The sequence below is a fragment of the Bradyrhizobium sp. HKCCYLRH1034 genome (assembly GCF_051168375.1).
In the GTDB taxonomy this organism is placed as follows: Bacteria; Pseudomonadota; Alphaproteobacteria; order Rhizobiales; family Xanthobacteraceae; genus Bradyrhizobium.
Map to the genome: position 1 here is coordinate 57,167 of NZ_JBNPUW010000019.1, position 17,824 is coordinate 74,990.

The following is a 17,824-nucleotide window of genomic DNA, read 5'->3' on the forward strand; positions in this document are numbered from 1 at the left end:
GGCCGGCAAATTTTGCCTAGCGCCGCCCAAAAAACTGGCCCGCGCCGAGCCTCGATCGGCTGCGCTCGCGCGCGACCGGCGCGAAAAACCCATCGCAATCGGCGTCTTGCGCAGAGACCATCGTGTATCGACGAACGGAATTCGTCGCCGGTGCGCGTGATGAATGCGTGCGCATCGATGCGAATAATTTTCCGGGTTAAGTCCATTTTTACTTTGCCGGGTCAATGTGTGGGCAGTCGGTTGTTAGGTCCCGCGTCGCCGACAGCGTCGCCTGAGTCAGAGTTCTTGAGTCATGGTAGAGTCGCGTCGCGGGGCGTCTGCAAGGGCGCCCCGCACTAAATTTCAGACCCTCGAAGAGCAACGAATCATCGTCGGCGACTGCGTCGCCGAGATGTCGAAACTGCCAGGCGCATCGGTCGACCTGGTGTTTGCAGATCCTCCGTACAATCTGCAGCTCAAGGGTGAGCTCAAGCGTCCCGACGAATCGCAGGTCGATGCGGTCGACGACGATTGGGACAAGTTCTCCTCGTTCTCCGCCTATGACGACTTCACGCGCGCCTGGCTGCTCGCCGCGCGCCGCCTGATGAAGCCGAGCGCGACGATCTGGGTGATCGGCTCCTATCACAACATCTTCCGCGTCGGCGCGATCATGCAGGATCTCGGCTTCTGGATCCTCAACGACATCGTCTGGCGCAAGTCCAACCCGATGCCGAACTTCCGCGGCCGCCGCTTCACCAACGCGCACGAGACCATGATCTGGGCCGCGCGGGACGAGAAGGCGAAGGGCTACACGTTCAACTACGAAGTGCTGAAGGCCGCCAACGAGGACGTCCAGGCGCGCTCGGACTGGCTGATTCCGCTGTGCACGGGCGAGGAACGGCTGAAGGACGGCGACGGCAAGAAGATCCATCCGACGCAGAAGCCGGAAGGCCTGCTGGCGCGGGTGCTGCTGTCATCCTCGAAACCCGGCGATCTGGTGATCGATCCGTTCAACGGCACCGGCACGACCGGAGCCGTGGCAAAACGCCTCGGCCGCCGCTACATCGGCTTCGAGCGCGACAAGGTCTATGCGAAGGCGGCAGAGCGGCGCATCGCCGCGGTCGAGCCGCTGCCGGAGGCAACGCTCGCACCGTTCATGACGGCGCGCGAAGCGCCGCGCGTCGCCTTCTCGGAGCTGATCGAACGCGGCATGATCGCGCCCGGCACCAAGCTCGTCGACTCCAAGCGCCGCCACGGCGCGCTGGTGCGCGCCGATGGGGCCATCATGCTGGGTGACAAGGTCGGCTCGATCCACCGCATCGGCGCGGTGGCGCAAGGCCTGCCGGCCTGTAACGGCTGGACCTTCTGGCATGTCGAGACCAAGGGCGGCCTCAGGCTGATCGACGAATTGCGCGCCGAGATCCGCTCCGAGATGTCCGCCGCCTGACGCTCAGGAATTCCGGCGTTCCTGTCCGGAATAGCGCGCCAGCAGGTCTTCGACCTCGTACTGCTCATCGTAGCGAGCGTCGTCGCGCGGCACGACCGAGACCTGCGCTGTCGACTGCGACGATTTACCCCGGCGTCCCGCCAGCGCCGGATAGTAGCTGTCCACCGGCGGCAGGTGCATGCGATCGAGCTCGGGCTCCGCCGGCCAACGCGTGACGCGCCGGGCGGCCACCGGCTCGATGCGAAGCTGCCGCCTGCTCCGGGCGCGCGCAAACAGCACGCTGATCGAGAAGCCCGCGATCGCGACTGCGCCCAGGAAAGCAAACATCCGCGTCTTGGACGCATCATCCCCGGACATGCCGATCGTCACGGCCGGCGACGCATCCGCAGCGGCCAGCGCCGGCGTCGCGGGAGCAGCCGCTTCCGCGGCGTTGGTGTCGCTGGCGGCCGCGAGCGTGTAGGATGACGCGCGGGGCGCAGCGGGCTGCGCCGCGGCCTGCAGCGTGCCGGACTGGTCGGGCCAACGCGTCGCAACAGCAGATTCGTTCACAGCCGCGCCGACCGGGTCGGGCGCAGCCGCCGCCGGCGCTGACACCACGGGCGCCGGCGCGACGACCGGCGCAGGCGCGGCCGGAAATGCAGCAGCCGACGGAAAGGCAGACGCCGCCACGGTCGGTGTCGAGGACACGACCTTCACCTCATCGGCGGCGTCCTTGGACGACGATTGGATCTCGGCACGTGCATTTGCCGCGGTCGACGAGAGCTGAGCCCGTTCCTTCTGCGAGGCGAGCTTGCGCGTGACCAGCGACGCGCCCTTCGCTTCGCGATCGTCGTCGCGCAGATACCAGCACTGCTTCTTGGTCGCGCGATCGATGCGATAGAACCAGTGCTTCCCCGCCGGCGTCCCCGCAGGCTTTGCAAGGCATTCGTCTGCAGCCGATGCCGGTGTAAACTCGATTGTCGTCGCAGCCGCTCCCGCCAGCACGGCGACAGCAACGCACGGCAACAAACTCGTCGTTCGATTCGTCATCAGACCTCCGACGATTCAACGCGCCCCCGCTGCGCCGTTTCGGCGATGACTTCGTTCGGAATAAGGCTGCGGAGGTTCCATTTGTCGAAACAATGTTAGAACAGCGGTGTCCTTTGGATGCGTTCTAATATTTTCGGGCTGTTTTGTCGCAGCAACAGTGGGAATAGTCGATGATCTGTCTCCCGTCGTGCGTTGTCGCGCTCATGTGCAACACGCGGATGTGAGAAAACCCAAGACTGCAATCATGAATGCCAATCACCGCGACGCGCAAAGCCGACCTTGATGCGCGTGCGACTCATTTGATCTTCGTCAATGCCTTCTCGACGACTTCGCGCGTGTACGGCTTCTGAATCACCGGCATGTCGGACAGATCCGCCGGAATCGGCGCACGCTCGCCATAGCCGGTCGCGAACATGAAGGGCACACCGAGTTCCTTCAGCCGGTGCCCGACAGGCAGGCTGCTTTCCGCGCCGAGGTTGATGTCGAGCAGTGCGAAGCTCGGCACCGCGCGCTCGATCGACTTCAGCGCCTGACTGACCGACGCCGCGGTGTCGATGTGCCGCGCTCCCAGCTCGAGCAGAATCACTTCGGCGCCCATCGCGATGATCAGATTGTCCTCGACGATCAGCACCGTACCGGACAGGCGCGGCGTGTCCTCTTCCTTGCGCTGGTGCCTGGAGGGTGCCCCCGTCATCGCCGGCACCATCTGGACGAAATTGGCAGGGATCACGAAGCGCGCCTGCACGCCGAGCAGGTCGAAGCGGATCTCGGCGTCGCCCTTGAGGTCGAACGGCACCGAACGCTCGATGATGGTGGTGCCGAAGCCGCGCCGCGACGGCGGCTGCACCGGCGGCCCGCCGCTCTCCTTCCAGTCGATGACCAGGCTCGCCCCGGGATCGAGCCGCCAGATCACCTGCACCTGTCCTGTGGAGTCGGCGAGCGCGCCGTATTTCGCTGAGTTGGTCATCATCTCGTGCACGACGAGCGCGAGCGTTGCGAACGCCTTGGGGTCGAGCGCGACCTCTGGACCTTCCATGCGCACCCGTCCGGCCCTTGAGCCGAGATAGGCGCCAGCCTCCGATTCGAGCAGATGGCGGAGCGCGACGGGGGCCCAATTCAGGTTGGTGATCTGGTCGTGCGCCCGCGCCAACGCCTGGATGCGGCCGCCGAGCACGGACGCGAACTCCTCCACCGAGGTCGCCGTGTCCTTGCTCTGCGCGACGAGGCCGCGCACGAGACTGAGGATGTTGCGGACGCGATGATTGAGCTCGGCGATCATCAGCTCCTGCCGCTCCTGCGCGCCGCGGCGCTCGCGCGCGGCGAGCTCGGAGAGTTGCAGGATCACTTCGAGCAGCGTGACGCGCAGGCTCTCGGCGATGCGCAAATCCGCCGCCGTCCACGGCTTCGACTGGCCGGCCACCGTCTGCTGCCACAGCTCGAAGCTCTTGCGCGGCGTCAGGCGGGAACCGTTCGGGCCCTCGGCATAGCTCTTGTTCGGATCGCCCGCCCAGTTGACCGCGCGCAGCACCTCGCGGCGGAAGAAGATCAGGCAGTCGCGCGGCGTGCGCGAGATCGGAATGGCGAGGAAGCCGGCGGCGCGATCGCGAAATGCCTCGCCCGCCGCGTACACCTTGGCAATCTCGGCGCTGGCGCAGATGCGGCCGGGGGAGGTCCGGTTGATGAAGCCGATGAGGTCCTGCACCTCCTCTTCGGTCGGCGTCTCGCCGTCGAGCGTGATCTCGTCATCGGACCACACGGCGATGCCGTCGCACTCGATCATCTGGCGATAGTCGGCGACGAACTCCAGGATCGCGCGCTTGCTGTGGGCCTGCGCGGCCGCGCGCTCGATCAGCCGCTCCTGGATCTGATGCGCGCGCGTCTCGTAGGCGATGTCGGTCTCGCGCTCGCGCGCCTCGAGCAGCCAGGAGTACATCTGACCGAACAGCTCGGCCGCAGTGCGCTTCTCGAACGACAGGTGATGCGGCGCATAATGATGGCAGGCGAACAGGCCCCACAGCTTGCCTTCGCGCAGAATCGAGACCGACATCGACGCGGCGACGCCCATGTTGCGGAGATACTCGATGTGAATGGGGGAGACCGCGCGCAGCACGCTCATCGACAGGTCGAGCAGTCCGGCATTGTGCGTCGGCGTCGACAGCAGCGGCGCCGGCGCGGCGTTGATGTCGGCGATGATCCGCAGCCAGTTGCGCTGATAGAGCTGCCGCGCCTGCTTGGGAATGTCCGAGGCCGGATAATGCAGCCCGAGGAACGGCTCCAGGCCGGAGCCCGCGACCTCGGCGATCACCTCACCCGAGCCGTCGGGATGAAACCGATACACCATCACCCGGTCGAAGCCGGTCAGCAGCTTGAGCTGGCGCGCCGCCTCCTGCGCCAGGTCCATCATCCCCGTCGTCTTGCGGATGCGGCCGAGCATCAACCGCACCAGCTCGCCGGAATTGACGCCGGGCTCGGTCAGACTGGGCTCGGCCTCGACGACGAGATACGCACCGGAAAAGTGGATGGCGAGATCGAAAAGCTTGCCACGGCCCTGCAGATCGACGCCGAACACGCGCTCGACCGCATCGGGGCCGCTGAGATAGTCGACCCTGGCGCGGATCGCGGCCGCGGCCGCCTCCGAGAGCACGGCGTCGAGCGGCCGCTGCAGCAGCCAGCCGATATCGCCGCCGAGAAAATCCGGCGCGTTCTCCGAGGCCATGCATATGGTGAAGTCCGACACCAGCGCCAGCAGGAAGCCAAACGGCTGAACCGTCCCGGGAACATGGATCGGCTCGCGATCGCAATTGGTGAGGTTGACCGGCTCGTTCATGCTGCTGCCATCGCCTTCGCAAACATCGCGAACGCTTCGCGTGCACTCACGATCATCCTGACTTCCTCGTCGGCCGTCGTCCGCGCCTGCGCGAGTTGCGACAGGAAGCTGCTCCACAAGCCCTGCCGCGCGCCATGGCCGAGATAGCGCGTCGCGCGTCTCACCCGCGGATCGGCGGAGGCCGCGACCATGCGCAGCAGATAGGCTGCGCCGAGCCGAGATCCCTCGAGTACGTAGAGCGTGCCGAATACGCCCGCACGGTCGAGCGAGGGCGCGGGAAGGTCCATCGGAACCGGCGCGGCACCGAAATCCGCGAGGTCGCCGGCGATCGCCTGTGCCCGCCGACGCTGCGGCCAGTCCTGGATCAGATCATCCACCCCGGCCTAGTCGAGCGCCGCCTCCAGCGGTAGCAGCGCGGCTGCGCTGGCCTGCAGGAACCGGCGATAATGAGCCGTCGTGGTGAGATCGAAATGAACGAGCCCCTCATCCAGCACGCGGTGCGCCGAGGCCGTTGCCGCCTTCAGTCTCTCGCGGATGCCCTCGGTGCCGGTCGCGCGCAAACGGTCATCTGAAACGGCAGCCGGCAACATCAAGGGGTCCCAGAAAAGGAGATCGGTCGCAGGCGCGCCACGGCCTCCTGAAACGTCGATGGCCGGAGCTGGGTTCCGGCTTCGCGCGGCTATTTTTTCCGCTCTCCCGATGCGCCATGCTGGCGGGCGCTGTTCCGACGCCATGGCCTCGAGGATGGCCGTCAGCCCGCCAGCTCGGCCAGCGCCTTCTTGACGGCCGGCCGCCCGGACATGCGGTCAAAATGGTCGGCGACCTTCGGGAAGGCGTTGATGTCGACGCCGTCGCCTTCGAGCCATTGCGCGATCGTGAACAGATAGGGATCGCAGATCGTGTACTGCTCGCCCATCACCCACGGGCCGCGCAGCATCTTCTGCTCGATCAGCGCGAAGCAGGCGCCCATCGTCTCCGGCACCTTCTTCTTCATGTCGGCGAAGGAGGACTCTTCGGTGGCCCAGCGATAGCCCCGCATCTTGTGCGCGTGGGCGATGTGGACCGTCGAGCAGAGATAGCTGTTGAACGACTGCACCTCGGCAAAGGCGAAGACGTCGTCGAGCGGCGCAAGCCGCGCTTCCGGAAAGCGCTGCGCGATATAGGCGAGCATCGCCGGCGTCTCGGTCAGAACGCCCTGCTCCGTCACCAGCGCCGGAACGCGCCCCTTGGGATTGATCGCGAGATAGTCCGGGCTGTTCTGCTGGTTGGTCTTGAAGCTGAGCTTCTCGGCGACGTAGTCGGCGCCGGTCTCGGCCAGCGCGATGTGTGAAGCGAGCGCGCAGGTGCCCGGCGCGACATAGAGCTTGAGCATGGTGATCCCTGACAGATGATATCCGACCCTATCTGCACCGGTCCGGACCGTCCACCCCTGGCCGCCCGCGTGCGCCGTCATGGGCGATCTGCATTCTGCGGGCCGCGTGCTCGACCCGCACGGATCCGGACACGACCCATGCCGATCGATGGCGATGCGACGACGGACATCCCGATGAAGGACATGAGCTCACCCTCTCGCGGCGCGCCGCGCCCGAGGTGTTGCCGAGAAGGACCCTCGCAAATGAGGAGGGCGCAGGGAATGCCGGGCGCTGGCCGCAACCCATGGCCCGCCTGCAGAAAGATAAGCAGGCGGCAGTCACCACAGGTCCAGCCGGTCATCCGGCATTCCCTGCGCGATGGGCTTCCGTTTTATACGTGATCTCCCCGGGGACCGGCTGTCTTGCCCCCGTCACCGGCGGATCATCATCACCGCCCGCTTGGCATCAGCATCGGGATGCCAGGACCACACGATTTCAACGTCCGCGAAAGGCCCCGCACCCGAACCACGACGGCAAGCCGCCGCAGCTCTGCACGAGGCCGGTCGACGTCGCTCGTCCTGACGACGCCGTCGCAGCCACCGCATCCCGCCCCGCGTGTCGTGACGACGCGTACGCCCCTCCTGCCGGGACGGAACGGCATGGATAAGACACCTGATTTGGGGGTGGAGTCAAGAAATATTCTGAAAAACGGAAGTCGAGCCTTGGGACGGGACGAAACGGCATCGGGAATGGCGGGCAAGGTCAGCACATTCTGCGCGTTGATGCGATCAGCACCGACCTGCACGACGCAGCCTCTCGTCGGTGCTGCTCGCTACCGAAGATTTTATGCACGGTCACCGTAATACTGCGTAATCCTGGAGTTGGGAAAGTCAGTCGGGGCCCCCTTGAGTGATCCAATCCTCGATGATCTGGATCTGATCATCCGGTATGAAAGGGCCTCCTTTCGGCATGCGTAACGCAGGACTGTCGATGCCTGTCCGGAGGTCGACCACCAGATTCGCGGCGGCTCCGTTTTGACCGATGACTTCCGGTTGAATGAGATGCTTTCCGTGACCCGATGCCGCGAGAAGGTTCGCCTTGGTGTCCCATTTGAAGGTCGCGCCGTGGCCCTTCAGATGGGCCGGTCTGCCTTTGGCCTGCACCCAGGTCGCCATGCCTTGCTCAAGAATGTCTTTGACTTGTTCAAAGCCCATTTTTGCCTCCTTTCGTCATTTCGAATCGATGACAAACTTCGAAAATATGTGGCTGAGGTTCAGCTTCTTTGGTCGCAGAACGACATTGTCGGCGGCATCCGTCACCGCCTACGTATCGTGACAGCTAAAGCAGTTGACGAAGCTATTCTGCGTGAACGACTCCATGGCCATGCTGGAGAGCCCGTCTTCGCCCGCGACGATTGCGGCGGGATCGTCCGTATCCATACCAGCCGGATTTGCAATCGGCATGTTCGCAGTCAGGAGCTTGGGCTTATCCATCCAGATCGCGCCCACGAGCCGATAATTGCGTCGCGGGTCGTTGGGAGCATTTTGCACGAACAGCGACGTCATGGACTTGTTCAAATCCGCAACATCTCCGTCCTCATCCGTACCCGTTACGACCGATTTCGACCCGGGAAACATCCGATAGACGGACGTTTGGACCGGCTTCCCTCCGCTAAGGAATGTTTGGGAGTTTTCGTCGAACGAAGACGCCATCGCGGCGTCCGACAGGAATCGATTGGCCGCCGACGAGCGCAGAGAAAAATTTCGGCGCTGATCGCGACTATTGGCAGCTTGATTGTTACGCCGATGTGCGGCAATTTTCAATTGTATTTTTAGATGGGGGTCTAAAATGTTTCGTTCCTTAGTCATTACTGCCGTTCTGATGTGTAGCCTTTCAAATTCGGCTCGTAGCGACACGATCCTCTGTCCCCGGCAAAAGGAGCCGACCTGCCAAGACATTCTTCCCGCTCAAGAGATGAACTGCGAACGGTCATTCTGCAATGTCGCCAAAAACTCCGACAACGGCCGTACGTCGTGTCTTTGGACTTGCGCTGCGCGCTTCGATAATTTCAGTATCAACGGTGTCCCTCTTCAATCGCTCCTTGATGCACTGAAGAAGTCGCAGCAACAGCAGTGACGCGGAGCAGACATCATGAAGCGAACGAGCATGACCGCTGTGGTGGCGGCAGCATTGTCCATGAGCTTGGCCGGCTGCGGAACTTACATACCGCAAATGCAGGAGGCTTGGGAAACTTCGCGTACGCCCGTGCTTACCGCAGGCGGCGATCTTGAATTTAAAATTCGCGAGAAAATCTACTGCGATATCGTTCAAGCAGTGCACGACAACGATTCACTGCTGCCTAGTCGATGGGGTGTGCAGACAACGGTGGATCTTCAGGTGGACGAGACCGGCGCCCTGAACCCCGGAATTTCCTTCATCGAACCTCTCGCGGACAGTCAATCACGTTCGCTCGGCCTCGGCGGTACGCTCTCTTCCCAAGGTACGCGCGAAGACAAATTTGGAAACTACTGGAATCTCGACAAGCTTCGGAATTTTCCCGGCGGCACGTGCGCTCAAGACCGTCCATCATTTCACGGTTCGTCCTTCCTCCTCGAGAGCCAATTGGGCATCTCGGAATGGCTGCGCGACCGGCTGCAATCCGAACTAGCGCTCCCGTCCTCGGCATTGCCCAAGGACGCCGGCGACACGTTCAAGCAAGACGTGCTGTCCTATCACGTCAAGTTCGTGGTGATCTCTTCCGGCACGATCAACCCGGTCTGGAAACTCGTCCGGTTTTCCGCCGGCGACGGGTCCACGCTCGGATCTCTGAACCGTACGCGGACCCATGATCTTCTGATCACATTCGGGCCCGCGTTCAAGCCCGGAGGCGCCAACGTCGCGTTGCTCTCGCACCAAGCCCAGGAAATCGGTATCGCGGTCTCGAACGGCAATCGGTCGTTGGCGCCGCGATAGACGCTTTCCAAAGGTGGTCCGAAATCCATCTTCGAAGTCGCACACGCATCACCACAACAACGCGGTCGGCGGACGCGGTAGGCGCTTTTTTCGATCGAGCCGATAGGCTCTTCGGGCCTCTTCGCGCTTTTGAAAGTGGGCTATCAGGAAAGATCGCATTTCGAGCTTTACGATCGTGAGGAAATTGGAGGCTAGGGTGTGGAGGCTAGGGGGCCCGCACGACAGCTCTGCATGAGCTGTGTGGCGTAGGGCGCGCCTTTGCCCGCCTTACGCCACACAGCTCACGGAGGGCCTTCAGCCTCCATCACACGCGTAGCTTCAATCCCCAAGCCCGTGCGCGACGACCTTGCGCATCACGTTGGGCAGCGCCTCGCCGTCCAGCGTCGCGATCGGGACCCAGCGCATGCCCTCCGGGGCGCGTGTCCGCGCCGGGACCCGCGCGGTATAGACCACGAGCTCCAGCGGGAAATGCGTGAAGACGTGGGTGACGACGCCGAGCCTGCGGTGCCAGCGTTTCACGCCGGCCAGCTCCGGCGCTTGGGCGAGCGCGTCGGCATCGTCCTGGCCAGCGAGCCATTCCGAGCCGGGAACCTCGGTCATGCCGCCGAGCAGGCCCTTTGCGGGGCGGGAGCGCACCAGCAGCTCGTCGCCTCGGATGACGACGAAGGCGGCGCCGCGCCTGAGCGTGCCGGTCTTCTTGGCGGCCTTGCGCGGGAACGTCTCCTGGTCGCCGCGCTCGCGTGCGGCGCAGTCCTCGCTCAAGGGACACAGCGCGCAGGCCGGCTTCTTCGGCGTGCAGATGGTGGCGCCGAGATCCATCAGCGCCTGCGCGCTGTCGCCGGCGCGCGACGGCCCGAGCAGCGTCGCTGCCAGCGCCTGGATCTGCGGCTTGGCCTGCGGCAACGCCTCCTCCACCACGAACAGCCGCGAGACGACGCGCTCGATATTGCCGTCGACCGGCATGGTCAGCCGATCGAACGCGATCGCGGCAATGGCCGCCGCGGTGTACGGACCGATGCCGGGCAGCGCGCGCAGCCCCTCCTCGGTGTCCGGGAACACGCCGCCATGCTCGCGCAGCACGGTGACGGCACAGGCATGCAGGTTGCGCGCCCGCGAATAATAGCCGAGGCCGGCCCACATCCGGAGCACGTCGTCGAGCTCGGCGCTGCCGAGCGCGGAGACATCCGGCCAGCGCGCCAAAAACTTCTCGAAATACGGCCCGACCGCCTTCACCGTGGTCTGCTGCAGCATGATCTCCGACAGCCAGACGCGATAGGGATCGGAGCGCTGCCCGGCCGGCGCGCGCCACGGCAGCCGCCGGCGGTGGCGGTCGTACCAGGCGAGCAGTTGTGCGGGGCGCTCGGCGGAGCCGCGATTCTCTGGTCGGCTCTTGCGCTTGGAAGGAAGGGCTGATGACACCATTGGCTTAATCTAGTACGTCAGGAGCCATCGTCGCCCGCTGGACCGCCGTCTCGTCTGCGGCATCCACGGCTTTCTTCGAGCCCCGGCGGCTCGGACGGGCGGCAGACCACGAGAAGCCTGCATCGATGGCAAAGCCCGGCCGCCTCACCGCAAAACCGCTGTCGCTCATGATGGGCGACGTGCTGACGGCCGCCTATGCCAAGCAGGGCTTTGCCGCGCGCGAGCTGGTGACGCGCTGGCCGGAGATCGCGGGGCGCGAGATCGCCGAGCACGCCCAGCCGCTGAAGATGCAATGGCCGCGGCCGGTCGAGGGCCAGCCGCAGGAGCCGGCGACCTTGATCCTGCGCGTCGAGGGGCCGATGGCGCTGGAGATCCAGCATTCGTCGGACGTGATCCTGGAGCGGGTCAACCGCTTCTTCGGCTGGCACGCGGTGGGCAAGCTGGCGCTGCGACAGGGGCCGCTGTTGCGCCCCCCGGTGAAGCGCCGCCCGGTGCCGCCCGATCCGAAGACGGTCGCGAAGGTCGCGCAGACCCTGACCGCGATCGAGGACGACGCCCTGCGCGACGCGCTGGCCCGCCTGGGCGCCGCCATCAAGCGAAATTGACGCTGACGCTTTGATCCCCATTTGCGGCCCGGCATTGCCTCCGGGTGGGTTTCAAGCTAGCGAAAAGCCGAGTTACGAGCGTTTCAGGCGCGAGATGCGCCCATTTCGGAGCAGAGCCTTGATCATCACCCGCCGCGCCTTCACCGCTGCCCTGTCGCTGACCGGCCTCGCCGCGCTGGCCGGCTTCTCCCCGCTGCGGCTGATCTCGGACGCGATGGCGCAGAGCGCCGCCGATGTCGCCAAGCCTCAGTCGTTGCCCGACATGGCGATCGGACCGGCGGACGCTGCGGTGACCATCACCGAATATGCCTCCATGACCTGCCCGCACTGCGCGGCGTTCAACGCCACCGTGTTCCCGAAGCTGAAGGCCGAATACATCGATACCGGCAAGATCCGCTACATCTTCCGCGAGTTCCCGCTCGACATCAAAGCCGCCGCGGGCTCGATGCTGACGCGCTGCATCGCCAAGGACGACGCGCAGAAGTATTTCGCGGTCACCGACATGCTGTTCCGCTCGCAGAACGACTGGGTGGTGAAGAACACGACGGAGACGCTGACGCGGATCGGCAAGCAGGCCGGTCTCAGCCAGCAGCAGGTCGAGGCCTGCCTCAAGGACCAGGCGTTGCTCGACAAGATCGCCGCCGACCAGAAATATGCGAGCGACGTTCTTAAAGTCGATTCGACGCCGACCTTCTTCATCAACGGCGACAAGATCAAGGGCGAGGCGTCGATCGAGGAGTTTCAGAAGAAGATCAACCCGCTTCTGAAGAGCTGATTCGAATCAGTGAGTCCGCCAGGACACAGCGCGGCCCCTTGATGGGGCCGCTTCTGATTCGCGGGCCCCTTCAACACCAGAAAGCCTTGGAAAAGCAGGGCCGGCGGGTTGCCCTGAGGACTGGCCATCGCCATTGTCCCGCCCTCAGAATGGGGCGCTTCGGTGACTCAAGTCCACATTGACATTGCCATCCATGGTATTGTCGGGGCTGGGAGATTCGTCTCCCGCCAACAGAGAATCTGTGCATGAAACTCACGCGCCTTCGTCTCCACGGTTTCAAGACGTTCGTCGAACCCACTGACTTCGTGATCGAACCGGGCCTCACCGGCGTGGTCGGTCCGAACGGCTGTGGCAAGTCGAATCTGGTTGAGGCCTTGCGCTGGGCGATGGGTGAGACGTCGCACAAATCGCTGCGCGCCGCCGACATGGATGCGGTGATCTTCTCCGGCTCGAACACCCGTCCGTCGCGCAACCACGCCGAAGTGGTGATGACGATCGACAACAGCGATCGCACCGCACCGGCTGCCGTGAACGACCGCGACATTCTCGAAATCTCGCGCCGCATCGAGCGCGAGGCAGGCTCCGTCTATCGCATCAACGGTCGCGACGTGCGCGCGCGCGACGTGCAGATCCTGTTTGCAGACGCGGCCACCGGCGCGCGCTCGCCGGCGCTGGTCCACCAGGGCAAGATCGGCGAAATCATTCAAGCAAAACCCGAGCAGCGCCGCCGCGTGCTGGAAGATGCCGCCGGCGTCGCCGGCCTGCATGCGCGCCGCCACGAGGCCGAGCTGCGCCTGAAGGCGGCCGAGAGCAATCTGTTGCGTGTCGAGGACGTCATCGGCCAGCTCTCCGGCCAGATGGAAGGGCTGCGCAAGCAGGCGCGCCAGGCGATCCGCTACCGCGAGGTCGCAGCCAAGGTCCGCAAGGCCGAAGCCACGCTCTATCACCTGCGTTGGATGGGGGCGCATGCCGACCTCAACGACGCCGCGCATGTGCACGACGTCGCCGTGCGCGAGATGGCCGAGCGGACCCGCGAGCAGGCCGAATCGGCCCGCATCCAGGCGATCCGCTCCTCGCATCTGCCGGCGCTGCGCGAGGCCGAGGCCCGCGCCGCCGCGACGATGCAGCGGCTGAAGAATGCCCGCGACCTGCTCGACCGCGAGGAGGTGCGCGCCAAGGAGCGTGCCGGCGAGCTCGACCGCCGCCTGATGCAGCTTACGGCCGATGTCGCCCGCGAGCAGCAGCAGAACCAGGACGCGCAGGTTGCACTGCAGCGCCTGGAGACCGAAGACGCGGAGCTGAAGGAAGAGATCAAGGCGCGCGTCGAGATGCGCAGCGGCGTCGACGAGCGCGTCGCCGAGGCCGAGGCTGATCTGGCCGAGACCGAGCGCCAGTTCACCGAGCTGACCACGCAGCTCGCCGATCTCACCGCGCGCCGCAACCAGCTCGAATCAAACGTCCGCAGCCATCGCGATCGGCTCGCTCGCCTCGACCAGGACATCGCCAATGTCCGCGCCGACGAGGAGCGGCTGGCGCAGGAGACCGCTCATCTCGGCGATCTCGACACGCTTGCGGCCACGCTCGAAGCTGCTGAAGAGGCCGAGGCGCAGGCCGAAGCCGCGGTGCAGACCAACGAGTCCGCGCAGGCCAGCGCGCGGCAGAAGCTCGAAGCCTCGCGCGCCCCACTTGCCGAGGCTGAGAAGCGGGCGCAGCGGCTGGAGACCGAGGCGCGCACCATCGCCAAGATGGTCAACAGCGAGACCAAGAACCTGTGGCCGCCGATCATCGACGGCGTCACCGTCGCCAAGGGTTATGAGAAGGCGCTCGGCGCCGTGCTCGGCGACGACCTCGATGCGCCGGTCGATGCGTCCGCGCCGATGCACTGGACGGTCGCCGGCGCCGAGATCACTGATCCCGCGCTGCCTGATGGCGTCGAGCCGCTCGCGGCGTATGTGCAGGCGCCGCCGGAGCTGTCGCGTCGCCTCGCCCAGATCGGCGTGGTGTCGCGCGACCGTGGTGGCCAGCTGGTGTCGCAGCTCAAGACCGGGCAGCGGCTGGTGTCGCCGGAAGGCGACGTCTGGCGCTGGGACGGCTTCATCGCCGCGGCGCATGCGCCGACCGGCGCCGCGCGGCGTCTCGCCGAGCGCGCCCGCCTGATCGACATCGAGGCCGAGCTGGAGCAGGCGCGCATCGATGCGGCTCACAAGCGCCAGACGCTGGAGAGCGCCGAGGCCGAGGTGAAGGCCGCGACCGCCGCCGAGAGCGCCGCGCGCGAAGCCTGGCGCGCCGCGCAGCGTGAGGTGAACTCGGCGCGCGAGCGCCATGCCAATGCCGAGCGCGAGATCAACCGCCATTCGGCGCGCAAGTCCGCGCTGGTCGAGGCGTCCACGCGTCTGGCCCATGACCGGGCCGAGATCGCCGAGCTGCACCAGAATGCGCTGGAGGCGATCGAGGAGCTGCCGGCGACCACCGAGGCCGATGGCCGATTGGCGGCCGTGCGCGCCGAGATCGAGACCAAGCGCCGCGCCGCCGCGCAGGTGCGCGCCGAAGCGCAAGCCCTCGCCCGCGAGGCCGAGCTCGCCGATCGCCGCGTGCAGGCGATCATCAACGAGCGCAACGACTGGTTCAACCGCATCCGCGGCGCCGGCTCGCAGATCGCGACCATCGAGGCGCGCATCGCCGAGGTGAAGGACGAGCGCGCCGAGCTCGACAACGCGCCGGAGATCTTCGCCGAGAAGCGCAGCGCGCTGATCGACGAGCTCGCCATCGCCGAGGAGGAGCGCCAGGTCGCGGCCGACGCGCTGGCCGAGGCCGAGACTGCGATGGGCGACACCGACCGCGCTGCGAAAGCGTCGCTGGAAGCGCTGTCGAAGTCGCGTGAAGCGGCCGCCCGTGCCGAGGAGCGGCTGGAGAGCGCCAAGCGCCGCGTCGGCGACGTCGAGCGCGAGATCCACGACATGCTCGAATGCGAGCCGAACGCGGTCGCGGCGATGGCCGAGATCGGTCCGGACACGCAACTGCCGCCGCTGCACGAGATCGAAGAGACCTTGGAGAAGCTGCGCCGCGACCGGGAGCGGCTCGGCGCCGTCAACCTGCGCGCCGAGGAAGAACTCACCGAGGTCGAGGGCTCGCATACCGCGCTGACCACCGAGCGCGACGACCTCGTCGAGGCCATCAAGCGGCTGCGCCAGGGCATCCAGAGCCTCAACAAGGAGGCGCGCGAGCGTCTGCAATCCTCGTTCGAGACCGTCAACGACCACTTCAAGCGGCTGTTCACCGAGCTGTTCGGCGGCGGCGAAGCGGCGCTGCACCTGATCGAGAGCGACGATCCGCTCGAGGCGGGCCTCGAGATCATCGCCAAGCCGCCGGGCAAGAAGCCGCAGACGCTGTCGCTGTTGTCGGGCGGCGAGCAGGCGCTGACGGCGATGGCGCTGATCTTCGCGGTGTTCCTTACCAACCCCTCGCCGATCTGCGTGCTGGACGAGGTCGACGCGCCGCTCGACGACCACAACGTCGAACGCTTCTGCAACCTGCTGCACGAGATGAAGGGCTCGACGGAGACCCGCTTCATCATCATCACCCACAACCCGATCACCATGGCGCGCATGAACCGGCTGTTCGGCGTCACCATGGCCGAGCGCGGCGTGTCGCAGCTCGTCTCGGTCGCGCTCGACGAGGCCGTGAAGATCCTCGACCAGCAGGTGGCGTGATCTTGCTCCGTCATTCCGGATCGCCGCCTGCGCGGCGCCCGGACTGACGCGTGGAGAGGACCGATGATCTCTCCTGATCTGCCCGCCGCGCTGAAGGCGTCCCTCGAAGCCATGCTGCACGGGCAGTCGCGGCAGGATGCAGCCGCCCGGGCGGCCCGCATCTCGGCCGCCTACCGCAGCGGCGGCAATTCCGGAACGATCACGAGCGACGCCGACGCCATTGCCTATGCCACGGTGCGAATGCCGGCGACCTACGCGGCGGTCGTTGCCAGCCTCAATGCCGTGATGCAGGCGAGCCCGGACTTCGCCCCGGCCTCGCTGCTGGATGTCGGTGCCGGACCAGCGACCGCGAGCTTCGCTGCGGCGGAAGCGTTTCCGCTGCTGACCTCGTTCAACGCCGTCGATTCCAATCCAGCGCTGCGCGGGCTGGCGCTGACGCTCGCTGACGAGACGATGCGCCTGCGCGACCTCTCTTATGCGCTGGGACCGGCGCGAGCGCTGCTCGAACGTGCCGGAAGTGCCGATCTCGTCATCGCCAGCTACATGATCGGCGAGCTGACGGATGCCGAGCGCTCTGCGACCGTCGATGCGCTGTGGGCCCGGACCGGCGATACGCTGCTGATCGTCGAACCCGGCACGCCCCCCGGCTATCAGCGCATCATCGCGGCCCGTGACCGCCTGATCGCAGCAGGCGCTCATGTCGCGGCGCCCTGCCCGCACGCAGCGCCGTGCCCCCTCGTGGCACCGGACTGGTGCCACTTCGCGCAGCGGCTGGCGCGATCGCGGGCACATCGCGAACTGAAAGGGGCTGACGTCCCGTTCGAGGACGAGAAGTTCAGCTTCGTTGCCCTCACCCGCAAGCCAGCAACGCATCGGCCCGCCGCACGCGTGCTCGCGCCGCCGTCGGTCACCAAGGTCGCGACAACCGCCAAGCTGTGCCAAGCCGATGGGACCGCTGCCACGGTCAATATCCCCCGCCGCGACAAGCCCGCCTTTGCCGCCGCCCGCCGCTGGGACTGGGGCGACGGCGTGGAGCCGCCGCCACGGCCGTAGATACCGTCGCGGCCGCAGATGGTTAACGACAGGTCGTGTTTGTCTCTCATTTTCGCGATTTCGCGAAACCCGAGAGAAATCGATGCTTGCTACGGTGAGCTGCAACAGGCGCTGGATGCGCTGCTCACACGGGAACGCGTTTCGATGTTCAGGACGATGATGATCACCGCCGCGCTGCTGGCTTCGGCAGGAACGGCCCTGGCAAACGGCCACGGTGGTGGATCCTCGGCACCGCCCCCACCGAAACAGGAGGGCCCGCCGGCCAAGGCCATCGTCGGCAAGAACGGTCCCGTCCTGGTCGACCCAAAAGGAATGACGCTCTACTATACCGAACGCGACAACACCGGGAACAAGTCGACCTGCGACGGTGCCTGTGCCGAGAAGCGGCCGCCGCTGATGGCACCTGACAACGCGACCGCCAGCGGCGACTTCACCGTCATCACCCGCAGCGACGGCAAGAAGATGTGGGCCTACCGCTACCGGCCGCTCTACACCTCGCAGCTCGACAGCGCCCCCGGCGATATCAAGGGCAACGACCCCACGCAGCAATGGCGGGTCGCCCGTCCCTATTGAGCCCTGCGCATCGTTGCCTCCGACGCCAATTCGGTCGCCTGGGCGTCCATCGAACGGACCGGCCAGGCTCAAGCGACTT

At 65.8% G+C, this 17,824-nt stretch carries 15 protein-coding genes; 7 read left to right on the forward strand and 8 right to left on the reverse strand.

The features are described 5' to 3' along the window. Nucleotides 1-292: 292 nt before the first annotated feature. Entirely contained in the window at nt 293-1,426 is a 1,134-nt protein-coding gene (locus ACQR0W_RS31400; RefSeq protein WP_315717257.1) for a site-specific DNA-methyltransferase, read from the forward strand. 3 nt (nt 1,427-1,429) lie between these two features. Here the strand turns inward: ACQR0W_RS31400 and ACQR0W_RS31405 are convergent, their stop codons facing one another. The 7 genes from ACQR0W_RS31405 to ACQR0W_RS31435 all read right to left on the reverse strand — a co-directional run bounded on the left by ACQR0W_RS31405 (nt 1,430) and on the right by ACQR0W_RS31435 (nt 8,502). Continuing rightward, nucleotides 1,430-2,455, reverse strand: coding sequence for a hypothetical protein (locus tag ACQR0W_RS31405; RefSeq protein WP_315750421.1), 1,026 nt, complete (start codon nt 2,453-2,455; stop codon nt 1,430-1,432). Between the two features lie 295 nt (nt 2,456-2,750). Further along, the gene (locus ACQR0W_RS31410; protein ID WP_316171362.1) at nt 2,751-5,282 is read right to left on the reverse strand and encodes an HWE histidine kinase domain-containing protein; all 2,532 of its coding nucleotides are present in this window, start codon (nt 5,280-5,282) and stop codon (nt 2,751-2,753) included. Continuing rightward, nucleotides 5,279-5,659, reverse strand: coding sequence for a biliverdin-producing heme oxygenase (locus ACQR0W_RS31415; RefSeq protein ID WP_434840884.1), 381 nt, complete (start codon nt 5,657-5,659; stop codon nt 5,279-5,281). The genes ACQR0W_RS31410 and ACQR0W_RS31415 overlap by 4 nt, the downstream gene beginning before the upstream one ends. Nucleotides 5,660-5,665: 6 nt before the next feature. Further along, nucleotides 5,666-5,872 (reverse strand): hypothetical protein, encoded by a 207-nt coding sequence (locus tag ACQR0W_RS31420; RefSeq protein WP_434840885.1) that lies wholly within the window; start codon nt 5,870-5,872, stop codon nt 5,666-5,668. A 161-nt stretch (nt 5,873-6,033) separates the two neighbouring features. Continuing rightward, nucleotides 6,034-6,654, reverse strand: coding sequence for a glutathione S-transferase family protein (locus ACQR0W_RS31425; RefSeq protein WP_316171392.1), 621 nt, complete (start codon nt 6,652-6,654; stop codon nt 6,034-6,036). Nucleotides 6,655-7,524: 870 nt separating this feature from the next. Next, nucleotides 7,525-7,848, reverse strand: a complete 324-nt coding sequence (locus ACQR0W_RS31430) for a hypothetical protein (protein WP_316171360.1) — start codon at nt 7,846-7,848, stop codon at nt 7,525-7,527. A gap of 108 nt (nt 7,849-7,956) precedes the next feature. After that, complete coding sequence (locus ACQR0W_RS31435; RefSeq protein ID WP_316171359.1) at nt 7,957-8,502, reverse strand: hypothetical protein; 546 nt, start codon at nt 8,500-8,502, stop codon at nt 7,957-7,959. A gap of 283 nt (nt 8,503-8,785) precedes the next feature. On the opposite strand from ACQR0W_RS31435, the gene ACQR0W_RS31440 reads away from it, so the two are divergent. Continuing rightward, nucleotides 8,786-9,607: a hypothetical protein gene (locus ACQR0W_RS31440; RefSeq protein WP_316171358.1), complete on the forward strand. Its 822-nt coding sequence runs from the start codon at nt 8,786-8,788 to the stop codon at nt 9,605-9,607. A gap of 318 nt (nt 9,608-9,925) precedes the next feature. Here the strand turns inward: ACQR0W_RS31440 and mutY are convergent, their stop codons facing one another. Then, nucleotides 9,926-11,029, reverse strand: coding sequence for an A/G-specific adenine glycosylase (gene mutY / locus ACQR0W_RS31445; RefSeq protein WP_316171357.1), 1,104 nt, complete (start codon nt 11,027-11,029; stop codon nt 9,926-9,928). Between the two features lie 125 nt (nt 11,030-11,154). Here mutY and ACQR0W_RS31450 point away from each other — a divergent pair, with 125 nt between their 5' ends. From ACQR0W_RS31450 to ACQR0W_RS31470, 5 genes are all read left to right on the forward strand, one after another. Beyond that, nucleotides 11,155-11,634: a DUF721 domain-containing protein gene (locus ACQR0W_RS31450; protein ID WP_315717265.1), complete on the forward strand. Its 480-nt coding sequence runs from the start codon at nt 11,155-11,157 to the stop codon at nt 11,632-11,634. A gap of 118 nt (nt 11,635-11,752) precedes the next feature. Continuing rightward, nucleotides 11,753-12,409 carry a DsbA family protein gene (locus ACQR0W_RS31455; RefSeq protein WP_316171356.1) on the forward strand — a complete coding sequence of 219 codons (657 nt, stop codon included), beginning with the start codon at nt 11,753-11,755 and terminating at the stop codon, nt 12,407-12,409. A gap of 245 nt (nt 12,410-12,654) precedes the next feature. Continuing rightward, nucleotides 12,655-16,119, forward strand: a complete 3,465-nt coding sequence (locus ACQR0W_RS31460; protein ID WP_316171355.1) for a chromosome segregation SMC family protein — start codon at nt 12,655-12,657, stop codon at nt 16,117-16,119. Between the two features lie 63 nt (nt 16,120-16,182). Beyond that, nucleotides 16,183-17,172 (forward strand): small ribosomal subunit Rsm22 family protein, encoded by a 990-nt coding sequence (locus ACQR0W_RS31465; protein ID WP_316171354.1) that lies wholly within the window; start codon nt 16,183-16,185, stop codon nt 17,170-17,172. Between the two features lie 144 nt (nt 17,173-17,316). Beyond that, nucleotides 17,317-17,745: a COG4315 family predicted lipoprotein gene (locus ACQR0W_RS31470; protein WP_316171353.1), complete on the forward strand. Its 429-nt coding sequence runs from the start codon at nt 17,317-17,319 to the stop codon at nt 17,743-17,745. The last annotated feature ends 79 nt before the right edge of the window (nt 17,746-17,824 follow it).

Bases quoted from the DNA above. Each gene is read 5' to 3' on its own strand.
- ACQR0W_RS31400 (WP_315717257.1), top strand. From the start codon at position 293: ATGGTAGAGTCGCGTCGCGGGGCGTCTGCAAGGGCGCCCCGCACTAAA.
- ACQR0W_RS31405 (WP_315750421.1), bottom strand. From the start codon at position 2,455: ATGACGAATCGAACGACGAGTTTGTTGCCGTGCGTTGCTGTCGCCGTG.
- ACQR0W_RS31410 (WP_316171362.1), bottom strand. From the start codon at position 5,282: ATGAACGAGCCGGTCAACCTCACCAATTGCGATCGCGAGCCGATCCAT.
- ACQR0W_RS31420 (WP_434840885.1), bottom strand. From the start codon at position 5,872: ATGTTGCCGGCTGCCGTTTCAGATGACCGTTTGCGCGCGACCGGCACC.
- ACQR0W_RS31425 (WP_316171392.1), bottom strand. From the start codon at position 6,654: ATGCTCAAGCTCTATGTCGCGCCGGGCACCTGCGCGCTCGCTTCACAC.
- ACQR0W_RS31430 (WP_316171360.1), bottom strand. From the start codon at position 7,848: ATGGGCTTTGAACAAGTCAAAGACATTCTTGAGCAAGGCATGGCGACC.
- ACQR0W_RS31435 (WP_316171359.1), bottom strand. From the start codon at position 8,502: ATGACTAAGGAACGAAACATTTTAGACCCCCATCTAAAAATACAATTG.
- ACQR0W_RS31440 (WP_316171358.1), top strand. From the start codon at position 8,786: ATGAAGCGAACGAGCATGACCGCTGTGGTGGCGGCAGCATTGTCCATG.
- mutY (WP_316171357.1), bottom strand. From the start codon at position 11,029: ATGGTGTCATCAGCCCTTCCTTCCAAGCGCAAGAGCCGACCAGAGAAT.
- ACQR0W_RS31450 (WP_315717265.1), top strand. From the start codon at position 11,155: ATGGCAAAGCCCGGCCGCCTCACCGCAAAACCGCTGTCGCTCATGATG.
- ACQR0W_RS31460 (WP_316171355.1), top strand. From the start codon at position 12,655: ATGAAACTCACGCGCCTTCGTCTCCACGGTTTCAAGACGTTCGTCGAA.
- ACQR0W_RS31465 (WP_316171354.1), top strand. From the start codon at position 16,183: ATGATCTCTCCTGATCTGCCCGCCGCGCTGAAGGCGTCCCTCGAAGCC.
- ACQR0W_RS31470 (WP_316171353.1), top strand. From the start codon at position 17,317: ATGTTCAGGACGATGATGATCACCGCCGCGCTGCTGGCTTCGGCAGGA.